We start from the raw sequence: 13,782 nt of genomic DNA, 5'->3' as shown, positions 1-13,782 counted from the left end.
CGGGGTCAGTGGCTGCCGGCGAGTTCGCCGGTGAGCCTGTCGTGGAGGCGGGCGCTCGCATCGTTCAGGCCGATGATCTCGACGGTCTTGCCGCGTTGGGCGTACCTGGTCTCGATCGCGTCGAGGGCGGCGACGGAGGAGGCGTCCCAGACGTGGGTGCCGGTGAGGTCGATGACGACCTTGTCGGGGTCGTTCGCGTAGTCGAACCGGGTGACGAGGTCGTTGGCGGAGGCGAAGAAGAGCTGGCCGGTGACGGCGTAGACGACCTGGGCGCCGTCGGGGTCGGTGACCGAGGTGACGGCGGTGAGGCGGGCGACGCGGCGGGCGAAGACGGCCATGGCGGTCAGGGAGCCGACGACGACGCCGATGGACAGGTTGCCGGTGGCGACGACGACGATGACGGTGACGACCATGACGCCGGTCTCGCCGACCGGCATGCGTGTGACCGTGGCGGGCTTGATCGAGTGCCAGTCGAAGGTGCCCACGGACACCAGGACCATGACGGCGACCAGGGCGGCCATGGGGATGCGGGAGACGACGGGGCCGAGGACGATGCACAGGACGAGCAGGAAGAACCCGGCCAGGAAGGTCGACAGGCGCGTGCGCGCCCCGTTCTTCACGTTGATCATGGTCTGGCCGATCATGCCGCAGCCGCCCATGCCGCCGAAGATTCCGGTGACGATGTTGGCGATGCCCTGACCGACCGCTTCTCGGGTCTTGTCGGACGGGGTGTCGGTGAGGTCGTCGACCAGCTTGGCGGTCATCATCGACTCCATGATCCCCACGAGGGCCATCGCGAAGGCGTAGGGCGCGATGACGGTGAGGGTGTGGACGGTGAGCGGAACGTCCGGGATGCCGGGCACCGGCAGCGAGGACGGCAGCGTGCCCTTGTCGCCCACGGTCGGCACGGCGATCCCGGCGGCGACGGTGATCGAGGTGAGGATCACGATGGCCACCAGCGGCGCGGGCACCGCCTTGGTCAGCTTCGGGAACAGCAGCATCAGCGCGAGTCCGCCCACGACGAGCGGGTAGACCGGCCACGGCACGTCGCGCAGGTTGGGGATCTGGGCGGTGAACAGCAGGATGCCCAGGGCGTTGACGAAGCCGACCATCACGCCGCGCGGAACGAACCGCATCAGCTTGGCCACGCCCAGTACGCCGAGCACGATCTGGAAGACGCCGGCGAGGATGACGGTGGCGATCAGGTAGCCCAGCCCGTGCTGACGGACGACCGGCGCGACGACCAGGGCCACGGCGCCGGTCGCGGCGGAGATCATCGCGGGACGGCCGCCGACGAACGCGATGACCATGGCCATGGTGCAGGCGGCGAACAGCCCGACCTTCGGGTCGACGCCGGCGATGACCGAGAAGGAGATGGCCTCCGGGATGAGGGCGAGACCGACCACCAGGCCCGCGAGGGCCTCGGTGCGGAACACGGCCGGCGACAGCCAGGGGGGCCGGGGCCGGCCGGGGCCGTGCGGCAGTCCGGCGGGCGAGAAACGGGACGGGGACGCGGAAGAGGGCAAGGGATGCGGTACCTGTCGTACTCGGGCGCACCCCGGGTACGGTCCGCAGGGGCGCGGATTGGGTCGCGGCGGGCCGGTTCGCCGGGCCGCCGAACGGCCCGCCGCAGGCGGACCGGAGGTCTTCGGGAACCGGCGGCAGGCGGGGCGGGCGCCCTCGCTCGGCCGGTGTCAGAGCGGCGGATCACGGTGGGAAGGCGGCGGCGTCGGGCGTCGTCAGCTCGCGCACGCGTCTCCCCGCAACGATCGGATCTCCGCCGGAGGCGCCATCGGCCCCGACACGGCAGCGGCGGGGCAGCGGCGGACCGCCCTCACCCCGGCAACCCTACCCTAACGGTAGGGTAGGGATCGGCGGGCGCGGAGGCCGGGCCCGCCGAGGCGCGAAGGGCTGGAAGGCGAACGTGGACGGCAAGCACATGCAGATCGGCGAGGTCGCCGCGCGCACGGAGTTGTCGCTGCGCACCATCCGGCACTACGAGGAGACCGGCCTGGTCGTCCCCTCCGCCCGCTCCCAAGGCGGCTTCCGCCTCTACACCGAGACCGACGTCGCCCGCCTCATGGTGATCCGCCGTATGAAGCCGCTGGGCTTCACCCTGGAGCAGATGCGCGACCTGCTCGACGCCACCGACCGCCTCGACGCCGACGACGATCTCGGCGCCGACGCACGCGAAGCCCTGCTGGAGCGTGTCCGCCGCTACGAGGGCGTGGCAGTCGAGCAGGTCGAGAAGCTGCGCGTCCAGCTCTCCCGCGCCGAGGACTTCGCCGCCACCCTGCGGACGTACGCCGCGCACGACCGCCCCCGCCGCACGCCCGGCCCCCGGTAAGAAGGCCGTACGTCCGGCGTTCGAGCGAGGCGGGCCGGCGGACGGGAGCACGTGCCCGGATCAGGGCTCCGTTCGTCGAGGTCGAGACCGACGCCGTCGTGTCCCGCGCCGCCGGACCGTCGCACCGCGGCGTCGGCGCCTGTCAGACGGAGCGCGCCCGCCCGGTGGACTCCAGCACCGCGGTCAGGAAGCGCCGCACCGTCTCCAACTCGTGCTCCTCGAAGCCTTCCGCGGCCGCCACCACCTCCCCGATCACCGACCCGAAGAAGGTCCATCCCAGGTCCATGGCCTTCTCCTCCACCTCCAGCAGGACGCGTCGCCGGTCCGCCGTGTCCCTGCTCCGCCGCACCAGTCCCAGCCGCTCCAGCCGGTCCACCAGGGCGGTCGTCCCGGCGGAGTTCAGCCGCAGCCGCGCGCCGAGCCACCCGGGCGTGGCCCGCGTACCGGCGCGTGCCGCGTCCAGCAGCTGGATCAGCGCCCGGACATCGGTGGGGTGCAGCCCATGGCGCGCCGCGAACTCGGCGCCCAGCGTGTCGAACTCCACGGTGACCGCGCGCAGCAGGTGAACCAGCCCCATCGCCGGGCTCTGATCGTCCATGCGCACTCCTTCGCACTCCTTCGGCCTATCGTAATATCTCGCTGAACGAGATTCTCGCTCAGGGAGGAAAGCTTGTGACACGGTCCGCCTTCACCCTCGCCTACGACGAACTGCGCGCCCGCTGGCCCGAGTCCACCGAGGAGCGCGACGTCGCCACACCGTACGGACGCACTCGGGTCCACACCTACGGCCCGGCGGACGGCAGCCCGCTCGTGCTGCTGCCCGGCGGCTCGGCCACCGGCCTCGCCTGGTTCGCCAACGCACCAGCCCTCGGCCGGCGCCACCGGGTCCACGCGGTGGATCTGATGGGCGACGCCGGCCACACCGAACACCGGGGAGCGCCCTTGAAGAGCGCCGAGGACATATCGGCCTGGCTGGACGCGCTCCTGGACGGCCTCGGGCTCCCCCGCACCGCCCTGTGCGGCCACTCCTACGGCGCCCTGCTCGCCGCCCGCTACGCGCTGCACGCACCCCGGCGCGTCGACCGCCTCGCGCTCGTGGACCCCACCCAGATCTTCGCCGGATTCCGCCCCGGCTATCTGCTGCGCGCGCTGCCCGCCCTGATCCGCCCGAGCGAGGCCCGCGCCCGCGCCTTCCTGGCCTGGGAGACGGCGGGCACCCACCCGGACGAGACCTGGCAGCGCCTCTACGCACGGGCCACCACGGTGCCCGGCCGCAAGCTGTTCCCCGGCCCCCGCCCCCGGGCCGCCGACCTCTCCATGCCGGTCCTGGTGCTGCTCGCGGAGAACAGTCGCGTCCACCGCGCCGAGAAGATCGCCGACCGTGCCCGTCGGGCGCTTCCGCGGGCCGAGGTGGTCCTGCTCCCCGGAGCCACCCATCACTCGCTGCCCCTCACCGCACCGGGTCGACTGAACGACCGATTGCTGGAGTTCCTGGACTGATGCCGCAGCCGCGCCCGCCCGACCGTCCGGTGTCGCCCCGGCGCGACCGGTGACCGGGTTCCGTAATGACATCGGCGTATTCGGGGGACACCGCCTGGTCATTTTTTGACGCGCACAGAACAATGAGCGCGACGTGCAACGGCTGCCCGAATCATGGAGTTTCCGATGATCGCTACCGCTCTGCGCAAGACAGGCGCCCTGGGCGTCTGCGCCCTGCTGGCCGTGTCCGCCATCGCCCTCGGGGCGCCCGAGGCCGATGCCGCGACCACGACCCACTGCACAGGGGGCAACGCCCTGGCCGGCATCTCCGGCTACCCCTTCAACACCGTCCGCACCAGCCGGAGCCTGTGTCCCGGCTACGCCGACGGCGGCAGCCCCTATGTCTTCACCTTCGACCAGATCGCCATCCTGGTCACGGCCCCGCCCCAGCCCTACACCGTCCCCTGGTACAACGTGACGGCGACCTGCGGCACCCTCTCCGAGGACAGCGCGGGCGTCCTGAGCCTGGGGTCCTGCACGTACAAGGCGAACTGAGCGCCGGCGCGCGCCGTCCGGCCCGGCGGAGCGGCCGCCGGGCCGGGCGGGCGGATCAGCGCAGTCCGGCGAAGAGGTCGTTCTCGGGCAGGGCCGCGCCGGTGGCGTCCTGGACCCGTACGAAGGTCTCCGTGCCCATCAGCTCGCCGAACCGCTCCTTGCCCATCCTGAGGAAGAAGATGTTCTCCCCCTGGCTGGCGTGCGCGGCCAGCGCGTCGAACTTCTGACCGCTGAACGCGGTGGTGTCCACCCAGGTGGTGATCTCGTCGTCGGGCAGGCCGATCTCGGCCATCGCGGCCGCCTCGGCAGGGTCCGGCTCCGGAATGTCCGCACCGAACTCGCGCATGATCTCGCCGAACCGCCCCATCATCGAGCGCGGCGCCGTGGTCCAGTACACCTTCGGCGCCGCCTCGGTCAGCTCCAGCGCCGCCATCGTGATGCGGTGGGCCTGGATGTGGTCGGGGTGGCCGTAGAAGCCGTTCTCGTCGTAGGTGACGACCACGTCGGGCCGGTAGCGCCGCATGAGTTCCGCGAGCCGGGCCGCGCCCTCCGCCACGGGAGTCCGCCAGAAGGACCCGGGGGCGTCGTTGCTCGGCCAGCCCATCATCCCGGAGTCGGCGTAGTCCAGCATCTCCAGGTGACTGATCTTCAAGACGTCGCAGCTCGCCCGGAGTTCCTCACGGCGCATCAGGGCGACCGCCGCCGGGTCGTGCCCGGGCTCGCCCGGCTTGACGCCCCCCGGCCCGTCACCGCATCCGCCGTCGGTACACGTCACGAGCACCGTGCGGACGCCTTCCGCCGCGTACCGCGCGAGGACGCCTCCCGTTCCGGTGGCCTCGTCGTCGGGGTGGGCGTGCACGGCCATGAGCGTCAAGGGTCGGTCGGTCATGAAACGGTCCTCCTGAAGGAATCTCTCCTGGTCCGAGTGCGCGGCGGGCGTACCGCGGCCTCGGGGTCCGGATCCTGGCGGGTGCGCACAGCCACGTGTTCTCCGTGCGTCCCGCCCGTACGGCGCCGGTCCCTCGGTCCATGCAACCGCACCGGCCGGGCCGGGTGTTCCCGGCACGACCGCTCAGGATTCCCGGTGCCGGCGTTCCGTCGACCGCCCGGACTTCCCCGTGGCGGAGAACCGGCGCACCGGCCGGCTCCGGGTCAGGGGGTGAGTGTGGTCTGGGTGCCGCCGATGCACTCGGCGCGCCGGGCGGACGGCAACAGGCGCACGGCGTGGTCGGCGCCGCGCAGCAACTCGGGTACGGGGACGCCGTAATGGGCCGAGAGCCGGTCCAGGTCGGCGAGAGTCCAGTGACTCCCGCCCGCCTGCTTGCGGGACACCTGCCCTCGGCTCACTCCGAGGCCGTCGGCGAGGTCGCTCCGCGTCTCCCCCGTCGCGAACATCAACGCGGCCACCGTGAGACGCAGATGGTGCTCTGTGCTGGACATGTGTGAACCCCTTATGACGCATGAGCCGTACCCCTACGAGTCCTGCCCCGGTACTCCCCGTCTATGGGCGGCCGCACGGGGCCGTCGGGGCGAGGACGCCGCGCGGGGGCGCGCCCCGCGTCGCGCGCCCGCCCCGGTGAAAGACCCTCAGGTCGTTCCGCGTCCTCTCGGCGCCCCGCACGCACGGACCGCGAGCGGCGGAGCGGAGACTAACCGGAGGATCCTCCGGTAGTGCTACAGTCGACGAAACGGAGGATGCTCCGTTTCTCTTCCGTGGGCAGGAGTTCTGCGATGTCCGGTGACCTTCCCGTCAGCACCACCGCGACCACGGTCGCCGGAGTGCCCCGCGCCGGGGGCTCCGGCCGCCTCGGCGCCCACACCGTCTCCCGCGTCGGCTTCGGCGCGATGCAGCTGCCACGCCTGCGCGGGGACCGCGGCGCGGCCGTCGCACTGCTGCGCCGCCTGCTCGAACTCGGCGTCGACCACGTGGACACCGCCCAGTTCTACGGCGCCGGCCTCGTCAACGAGCTGATCGGCGAGGCGCTGCGGCCCGAGGACGGGGTGCTGATCGTGAGCAAGGTCGGCGCCGAACCCGACCCGGCCGGCCCGCACCCGCTCCGCCCAGCGGCCCGAACAGCTGCGGGCGGGAGTCGAGGCCAACCTGCGCACCCTCGGCGTCGAACAGGTCCCGGTCGTGAACCTGCGCCGGATGGACACCGGACCCGGTCTGCGGGCCCAGGGCGATCAACTGGTGGCTCTCGACGACCAGCTCGCGGTGCTGACCGCGCTGCGCGACGAGGGCAAGATCGGCGCCGTCGGCCTGAGCAACGTGACCCCGGAGGCGCTGCGCCAGGCGCTTCCCGTGGGCCTCGCGTGCGTGCAGAACGCGTACAGCCTGGTGGCCCGTGAGGACGAGGAGATGCTCGCGCTGTGCGCCGCCGAGGACATCGCCTGGGTGCCGTACTTCCCGCTCGGCAGCGCCTTTCCCGGGCTGCCGAAGGTGACGGACGAGCCGGCCGTCCGGGCCGCGGCCGAGGAACTGGGCGCCACGCCCGCTCAGGTCGGCCTCGCCTGGCTGCTGCGGCACGACCCGCATGTGCTGCTCATCCCGGGCACGGCGAACGCGGCACACCTGGAGGCGAACGTCGCCGCCGGTGCGCTCGCCCTGAGCGAGGCCGCGCGCACCGCGCTCGACGCCGTTCCCACCCGCTCGGGTCCCGTCACCGGCGCCTGAACCCCCGTACCGGAACAACGCGTTCCCGCCCGCACCGAGAGGAGACATGCCGACATGTCGCTCAACGACGCCGAACGGCGCCGTACGAGCCAGGAGTTGAAGGCGAACCTGGCCGCGTCCGGGCTGAGCGCGCGCGAGGCGGCCGAGGATCTGGGCTTCACCCCGGGGCGGTTGCGCTCCGCCCTGGACGTCGGCCCCTCCGGTGATCCGGTCGACGTGTGGGAGCTGCGCGACTACCTCGACCAGGCCGTCCGGGACACCGGCCGCGCGCCGGTCCCCTGGACCGTGCTCACCGAGCCCGCGCGGCACCTGACCCGCGAGTGGTTCCCGCTGCGGAAGCCCCGCGGCACACCTTCCCGACCGGCACGGCCGACGGCTCCCCCGGCCGCAGCGGCTCCGACCGCCGCCCGCGGCGAGTCCGGGGCCTGTGAGACAGTGGGGAAAGCGGAGGGACCTCCGTGTATCTCGGCCGCGTCCGAACGGGAGACCCTCCGCCGTGACTCCGACCCACCCGGCGCCCGACGACCCCTGCGGGCCGGGCCGTCCGCTGCGGGCGGACGCTCGGCGCAACCGTGAGCGGATCGTCTCCGCGGCGCGGGCCGCGTTCATCGCCTCCGGTGGCGCCGTCCCGCTCGACGACATCGCCCGGGAGGCCGGGGTCGGCATCGGCACCCTCTACCGCCACTTCCCCACCCGCGAGGCGCTCGTCGAGGCCGTCTACGCCGGCGAGCTCGACACCGTCACCGACAGCGCCCGCCGTCTCCTCGCGGAGCTTCCGCCCGACGAGGCCCTGCGGGCGTGGATGGAGCGCTACGCGCGGTTCGCCGCCGCCAAGCACGGAACGATCGACACGCTGCGCGCCGGCTGGGCCGCGGGGCGGATCACCGCCCCCACGCGCGAACGCGTCACCGCCGAGATCAGGACGATCCTCGTCGCCGGGGCCGAGTCGGGCGCACTGCGCGCGGACGTCGACCCCGAGGACGTCACCACGCTGCTGCTCGGGACCTTCCAGGCCACCGCGACCGGTGACCCCGGGCGGCGGGTCGAACCGCTGCTCGCCCTGATCGTCGACGCGCTGCGCCCCGGAACACCCCGGTGACACCCGGTCCGCGACCGTCCTCGGCTTCGGGCGGCGGCCTCACGCCGGGGCGATGAGGCGGCTTTCGTAGGCGAAGATCACAGCCTGTATCCGGTCGCGGAGTTCGAGTTTCCGCAGGATTCGCCCCAGGTGGGACTTCACGGTCGCCTCCGCGAGGTACAGGGTGGCCGCGATCTCGGTGTTGGACAGGCCGCGGCCCACGTGGACGAGCACCTCGCGCTCCCGGGCGCTGAGCCGGCTCAGCCGTTCGTCCCGGCCGGTGCCGCCGTCGTCGGGGATGTGCGGGCGGAGCTCGTCCAGGAGGCGGCGGGTGATCCGCGGGGAGACGACCGCGTCGCCCGTGGCCACGTTGCGTATCGCGCCGAGCAGTTCCTCGGGCCGGGCGTTCTTCAGCAGGAAGCCCGAGGCTCCCGCGCTGAGTCCGGCGAAGGCGTAGGCGTCCAGGTCGAAGGTGGTGAGGATGAGCACTCTGCTGCGCGGCGAGACCTGGACGACCTGCCGGGTCGCCTCTATGCCGTCGGTCCCGGGCATCCGGACGTCCATGAGGACGATGTCGGGGCGCAGTCGCCGGGCGAGGCGTACGGCCTGGCCGCCGTCCGCGGCCTCGCCGACCGGCGCCATGTCGGGCTGGGCCTCCAGGACGGTGCCGAAGGCCATCCGGAGCAGCGCCTCGTCGTCGGCGATCAGGACGCGGATGGTCATGCGTGCGCCGCTTCGCCGCCGAGGAAGAGGCGGGTGCGGACTTCCCAGCCGCCGCCGGGAAGCGGTCCGGCCCGCACCTTCCCGCCGTAGGCGGCCGAGCGTGCGCGCATGCCGGCGATGCCGTGGCCGGCCCGTGCGGCGGCGGGGAGCGGCGGGCGGGGGCCGCTGTCGGTGACGTCCACGGTGACGGAATCGGCCGAGCACCGTATCCGGACCCGCGCGGGTGTGCCGGCGGGTGTGTGCTTGAGGGTGTTGGTCAAGGCTTCCTGCACCAGGCGGTAGACGGTGAGTTGTGCGGTGGCGGGTATGTGGGTGTGGCCGCCCTGGACCTCGACGTGGGTCGGCAGCCCGGCGGCGCGCATCTGGTCGGCGAGGGCCTCCAGTTGCGCGATGCCGGGCAACGGGTGGCGCTCCGCGTCCGGTTCGTCGGTCCGCAGGACGCCCAGCGAGCGCCGCATGTCGGTCAGGGCCTGCCGGCCCGTCCGGGAGATCTGGAGCAGCGCGGCGGTGGCCTTGTCGGGCGCGCGGTGCTGCGCGTGGACGGCGGCGTCGGTGAGCGCGACCATGACGGACAGGTTGTGGGTGACGATGTCGTGCATCTCCCGGGTGATGCGGGTCCGCTCCTCGGCGACCGCCAGGCGCGCCTGCTGGTCCTGTTCTCGCTCCAGGCGTGCGGCCCGTTCCTCCAGGACGGCGAGGCAGGCGCGCGTGGTCCGTGTGTTCACCCCCAGGACGGCGGCGGCGACGACCACCGCGGTCGCCGCGACGAAGAGGGCCGGGAACGCGCCGTCCGTCGCCCAGCGCAGGCAGGCCAGCAGGGCCCCGGCCTCCACGACGGCGGCGGCGACGAGCGTGCCGCGCCGGCCCGAGTTCGCGGCCACCGTGCAGAGGGCCACCGGCAGGGCGACGTCCGCCGGGAGTTGGACGTCCAGCAGCCACTGGACGAGGGCCGCGGCGGTCACGGCGCAGAACACCGTGACCGGGGCCCGGCGCCGCCCCACCAGGGGCAGCGCGAGCGCGGCGGTGAAGGTCACGGCCACCGGGAGCTCACGCGGCGCGCGCGTGGTCGCGATGTGGAGCAGGAGCAGCGCGGGCAGCAGCGAGTCCCGCGCCATGGGCGGCAGCCGGCGGCCCCGGCGCCGGACGGCTCCCCCCGGTCGCCCCATTCGTCGCGACGCCTGGCCGGCGTACCTCTTCGGCCGCAGGGCTGTGCTCGTCCGCCGCGCGCGGTCCCGGGAGCGCGCCGGGCGGGCGTCGCCGGGCGTCGCGGCCGCCTTGGTCATCACACGTCCCTGTCGATTCGGCGTCGTGGCGGCCCCGGCCGGGGCCGCCGCCGCGTACGGCCGGAGCCGGGCCGGTCACGGAGAGCCCGCGGCTCGCGCTCCGGCGGTGTGCACCGCGGTCCTGTCACGGTAGGCCGCGGAGCAGTCCGGCACATGAGTCCACCGTCTGACGGCGCCGCGCCGGAGTACGACTGCGGGAGGAGTCCCGCTTGCGCCCACGGTCGCAGAGCGGCCGTTCACCCGGCGCGCTCGACGGCGGCTCGGTCGCACCGGCGCGCTGCCCGGGTGCGACCGCGGTCGCATCCGGAACACGCCCCGGACCCCGACCGCGGTCGGACGCGGCGGCGACCCGGGGCCGATGCGGCAGCACGTGCCCGGTCCCGAGGATGGCGGGGTGACCGAGATCATCACGGGGCTGTACCTGTCCCCTCCGGAATTCCTTGTCCTGCTGGGCGCCCTGGCGCTGATGGCGGTGCGCTGGCTTCCCCCCGCCGCCCGTCCACGCGCCACGATCGCGGCGGGCGCGGTGCTCGTGCCGTCCGTGCTCGTGCTGGGTGCGGTGGGTGTCCGCTGGCAGCTGCTGCCGGTACTGGCGGGCGCCGCGGCCGCGGCGCCGTCCGCCCTCTCTCCCCTGCTGCGACGCCGTACCGGCCGGCCGGCGTGGCGGGCCCGCTGGTGGCTGGCGCTGCCGGGGTCGGTGGCCTGCGCCGGTCTGATCGCGGCGGGGCCGGTGGCCGCCTGGGCCTTTCCCGTCCCGGTGTTCCCCGAGCCGTCGGGCCGGTTCGCGGTCGGCACCCGGGTGGTGCAGTGGACCGATCCGAGCCGTCCCGAGAGCTTCACCGCCGATCCGCACGACCGGCGCACGGTCGTGGTCCAGCTCTGGTACCCCGCGCGCGAGAGCCCCGCGGGCGTGCGGCGGGCCCAGTACCTCGGACGCACGGAGCACGAGGCGCGTACCGTCTCCGACGCGCTCGCCCGCGAGGCCGGCCTGCCCGGCTTCCTGGTCGACGGCGTTCCGCGCGCCCACACCCACGCGGTCTTCGACGCCCCGGTGACCGGTGGGGGCGGGCGGTTCCCGCTCGTGCTGTTCTCTCCCGGGTCGGGCGGCGTGCGCACCCAGAACACCGCCTGGGCGGAGGAACTGGCCAGCCACGGCTATGTGGTCGCCGCCCTGGACCACCCCTACGACTCCGCCGTCGTCGTCCTCTCCGACGGCCGGACGATCCGCACCAGGACCACCTCCACCGGAGACCGGGCCAAGGACGACGAGTCGGCGGCCGGTTGGACGGCCGTCCGAGCCGCCGACCTCCGTTTCGTCCTCACCCGGCTGGAGCGTCTGGACCGGGGGGAGACACCCGGGCCGCTGACCGGGCGCCTGGACACCGGCCGGGTCGCGGTCACCGGCCACTCCATGGGCGGCGCCGCCGCTCTGCAAGCGGCCCGGCAGGACCGCCGGTTCGACGCCGTCATCGATCTGGACGGCTACCCCCACGGCCCCGCCTCGCCCGTCCTCCACCAGCCGACGCTCGCCCTCACCCAGGCCATCACCCCCGAGACCGACCCGCGTTACCTGCCCCGTCTCACCGGCGCCCTCCGGCGCAGCACCACGACGAGCTACCTGCTCACCGTTCCCGGCGCCGCACACCTCACCTTCATGGACGGCCCGCTCTACCTGCCGCCCGTCCCCTCGGCAGTCGGCTCCCTGGGCCGCGCCGAGAGCCCGCACGTCGTCGCCGCGACCACGCTCGCCTTCCTGGACGCCACCTTGCGGCGCACACCCGGTGACCTGGCCGGCACCCTGTCGGCCTACGGCGACCTCAGCGTCCACCACCCGGACGACCGCCGCTGATCACTCACCCGGATGCGGCTGCCGCCCCCCAAGTCCCCCGCGTCGAGGGCTCCGAGCCGCACCGATCCCTCCGTAACCGCCCCCTCACAGCCCTTCTTTGTCCCTTTTCGACCGCATTTTCAGTGACCCAGCGCACTTTCGGTTACCGATTGCGCATGCAATCCGCAGGGTCGGGCATGTGGCCACGGTCCCCGAGCGTGACACCCATGTGACGCAGGGGTACGGAACAGGAACGGAAGGCTGCACCGATCATGGTGGACAGAACGGAACGACAGGGCCAGGCGACCATCCACGCGGGAGGCGAGTGGCTCCCGGCGAGCTCCGGCGCGACGCGCGAGATCCTCGACCCGGCGGACGCCCGGCCGTTCGCCGTGGTCGCCGAGGGCGACGAGAAGGACGCGGAGAAGGCCGTGGCCGCCGCCCGGCGGGCGTTCGACCACGGCCCCTGGCCGCACACCCCGGCCGCCGAGCGCGCCGAGCTGCTGCGCCGCGTCGCCGGCCTGCTGGTGCGCGACCGCGAGGAACTCGGCCTGCTGGAGAGCCGCGACGCCGGCAAGACCGTGGAGGAGGGCCGGGTCGACATCGACTGCGTCGCCGACGCCTTCCGCTACTTCGCCGACCTGGTGGCCGCCGAGCCGCCGGGCCGGGTGGTCGACGCCGGATCGCCCGACGTCCACAGCGTCGTCGTCCACGAGCCGGTCGGCGTCTGCGCGCTGATCACTCCCTGGAACTACCCTCTCCTCCAGGCCAGTTGGAAGATCGCCCCGGCCCTCGCGGCCGGCAACACCTTCGTGGTCAAGCCGAGCGAGATCACCCCGCTGACCACCGTCGCGCTGATCGGGCTGCTCATCGAGGCCGGGCTGCCCGCCGGGGTCGCCAACATCGTCACCGGCCCCGGCCACACCGTCGGCGCCCGGCTCGCCGACCATCCCGGCGTCGACCTGGTCTCCTTCACCGGCGGCCTGGCCAGCGGGACCAAGGTCGCCCGGGCGGCCGCCGCCGGAGTGAAGAAGGTCGCCCTCGAACTCGGCGGCAAGAACCCCAACCTGGTCTTCGCCGACGCCTGCGCCACCGACGAGGACTTCGACACCGCCGTCGACCAGGCCCTCAACGCCGCCTTCATCCACAGCGGCCAGGTCTGCTCGGCCGGTGCGCGCCTCATCGTCGAGGAGTCGGTCCGCGACCGCTTCGTCGCCGAACTCGCCCGCCGCGCCCAGCGGATCAGCCTCGGCCGGGGCACCGAGGAGGGCGTCGAGTGCGGCCCGCTCGTCTCCGAGCAGCAGCGCGCCAAGGTGGAGGCGTACGTCGCGTCCGCGCTGGCGGAGGGCGCGGTGCTGCGCTGCGGCGGCAAGCGGCCCGAACCCTCGGCGCGGCGCCCCGAGTCGGGCTGGTTCTACGAGCCGACCGTCCTCGACGCCTGCCACCGCGGGATGAAGGTCGTCCGCGAGGAGGTCTTCGGCCCCGTCCTCACCGTCGAGACCTTCCGCACCGAGGACGAGGCCGTCCGCCTCGCCAACGACACCGAGTACGGTCTCGCGGGCGCCGTGTGGACCACCGACGCCGGCCGCGCCCGCCGCGTCGCCGGCCGGCTGCGGCACGGCACCGTCTGGATCAACGACTTCCACCCCTACCTCCCGCAGGCGGAGTGGGGCGGCTTCGGCAAGAGCGGCACCGGCCGCGAACTGGGCCCCGCCGGGCTCGCCGAGTACCGCGAGTCCAAGCACGTCTACCAGAACCTCGCGCCCAAGCCGGTGCGCTGGTTCGCCGGCTGAGCCCCCACTCGCTCGGCCGGCG

General features: G+C 73.7%; 13 protein-coding genes and 1 pseudogene. 8 read left to right on the top strand and 6 right to left on the bottom strand.

Translation table 11 applies throughout. From position 1 onward, the window contains the following. Window positions 1–5: 5 nt before the first annotated feature. Entirely contained in the window at window positions 6–1,484 is a 1,479-nt protein-coding gene (locus ABEB07_RS20450; protein WP_345669783.1) for a SulP family inorganic anion transporter, read from the bottom strand. A 440-nt stretch (window positions 1,485–1,924) separates the two neighbouring features. On the opposite strand from ABEB07_RS20450, the gene ABEB07_RS20445 reads away from it, so the two are divergent. Then, on the top strand, window positions 1,925–2,347 hold the full coding sequence (locus tag ABEB07_RS20445) for a MerR family transcriptional regulator (RefSeq protein WP_345669680.1): 423 nt from the start codon (window positions 1,925–1,927) through the stop codon (window positions 2,345–2,347). 142 nt (window positions 2,348–2,489) lie between these two features. Here the strand turns inward: ABEB07_RS20445 and ABEB07_RS20440 are convergent, their stop codons facing one another. Continuing rightward, on the bottom strand, window positions 2,490–2,945 hold the full coding sequence (locus ABEB07_RS20440) for a MarR family winged helix-turn-helix transcriptional regulator (RefSeq protein WP_345669679.1): 456 nt from the start codon (window positions 2,943–2,945) through the stop codon (window positions 2,490–2,492). A gap of 74 nt (window positions 2,946–3,019) precedes the next feature. Between ABEB07_RS20440 and ABEB07_RS20435 the strand changes: the two genes are divergently transcribed. Both ABEB07_RS20435 and ABEB07_RS20430 read left to right on the top strand, forming a co-directional pair. Beyond that, window positions 3,020–3,847, top strand: coding sequence for an alpha/beta fold hydrolase (locus tag ABEB07_RS20435; RefSeq protein ID WP_345669678.1), 828 nt, complete (start codon window positions 3,020–3,022; stop codon window positions 3,845–3,847). A gap of 165 nt (window positions 3,848–4,012) precedes the next feature. Beyond that, on the top strand, window positions 4,013–4,381 hold the full coding sequence (locus tag ABEB07_RS20430) for a hypothetical protein (RefSeq protein ID WP_345669677.1): 369 nt from the start codon (window positions 4,013–4,015) through the stop codon (window positions 4,379–4,381). 55 nt (window positions 4,382–4,436) lie between these two features. Here the strand turns inward: ABEB07_RS20430 and ABEB07_RS20425 are convergent, their stop codons facing one another. Continuing rightward, window positions 4,437–5,270 (bottom strand): PIG-L family deacetylase, encoded by an 834-nt coding sequence (locus ABEB07_RS20425; protein WP_176147595.1) that lies wholly within the window; start codon window positions 5,268–5,270, stop codon window positions 4,437–4,439. Between the two features lie 263 nt (window positions 5,271–5,533). Continuing rightward, window positions 5,534–5,821: a helix-turn-helix domain-containing protein gene (locus tag ABEB07_RS20420; RefSeq protein WP_164583467.1), complete on the bottom strand. Its 288-nt coding sequence runs from the start codon at window positions 5,819–5,821 to the stop codon at window positions 5,534–5,536. A 291-nt stretch (window positions 5,822–6,112) separates the two neighbouring features. Between ABEB07_RS20420 and ABEB07_RS20415 the strand changes: the two are divergent. The 3 genes and pseudogenes from ABEB07_RS20415 (at window position 6,113) to ABEB07_RS20405 (ending at window position 8,154) form a co-directional block, all read left to right on the top strand. After that, window positions 6,113–7,055 (top strand): annotated as a pseudogene (locus ABEB07_RS20415) (aldo/keto reductase). A 54-nt stretch (window positions 7,056–7,109) separates the two neighbouring features. Beyond that, window positions 7,110–7,631: a DUF2316 family protein gene (locus ABEB07_RS20410; RefSeq protein WP_345669676.1), complete on the top strand. Its 522-nt coding sequence runs from the start codon at window positions 7,110–7,112 to the stop codon at window positions 7,629–7,631. Further along, window positions 7,552–8,154: a TetR/AcrR family transcriptional regulator gene (locus ABEB07_RS20405; protein WP_345669675.1), complete on the top strand. Its 603-nt coding sequence runs from the start codon at window positions 7,552–7,554 to the stop codon at window positions 8,152–8,154. Before ABEB07_RS20410 ends, ABEB07_RS20405 begins: the two co-directional genes overlap by 80 nt. Window positions 8,155–8,193: 39 nt before the next feature. Here ABEB07_RS20405 and ABEB07_RS20400 read toward each other — a convergent pair whose 3' ends face one another. Continuing rightward, entirely contained in the window at window positions 8,194–8,856 is a 663-nt protein-coding gene (locus ABEB07_RS20400) for a response regulator transcription factor (protein ID WP_345669674.1), read from the bottom strand. Further along, window positions 8,853–9,971: a sensor histidine kinase gene (locus ABEB07_RS20395; protein ID WP_345669673.1), complete on the bottom strand. Its 1,119-nt coding sequence runs from the start codon at window positions 9,969–9,971 to the stop codon at window positions 8,853–8,855. The genes ABEB07_RS20400 and ABEB07_RS20395 overlap by 4 nt, the downstream gene beginning before the upstream one ends. A 526-nt stretch (window positions 9,972–10,497) precedes the next feature. Here ABEB07_RS20395 and ABEB07_RS20390 point away from each other — a divergent pair. Together ABEB07_RS20390 and ABEB07_RS20385 are read left to right on the top strand one after the other, a co-directional pair. Next, window positions 10,498–11,988, top strand: coding sequence for an alpha/beta hydrolase family protein (locus ABEB07_RS20390; RefSeq protein WP_345669672.1), 1,491 nt, complete (start codon window positions 10,498–10,500; stop codon window positions 11,986–11,988). A gap of 251 nt (window positions 11,989–12,239) precedes the next feature. Continuing rightward, entirely contained in the window at window positions 12,240–13,760 is a 1,521-nt protein-coding gene (locus ABEB07_RS20385; protein ID WP_345669671.1) for an aldehyde dehydrogenase family protein, read from the top strand. The last annotated feature ends 22 nt before the right edge of the window (window positions 13,761–13,782 follow it).

Source organism: Streptomyces similanensis (genome assembly GCF_039543625.1).
Lineage (GTDB): Bacteria > Actinomycetota > Actinomycetes > Streptomycetales > Streptomycetaceae > Streptomyces > Streptomyces similanensis.
Note: the sequence above shows the minus strand (reverse complement) of the source record. Positions and strands in the feature narration are given on the sequence as shown.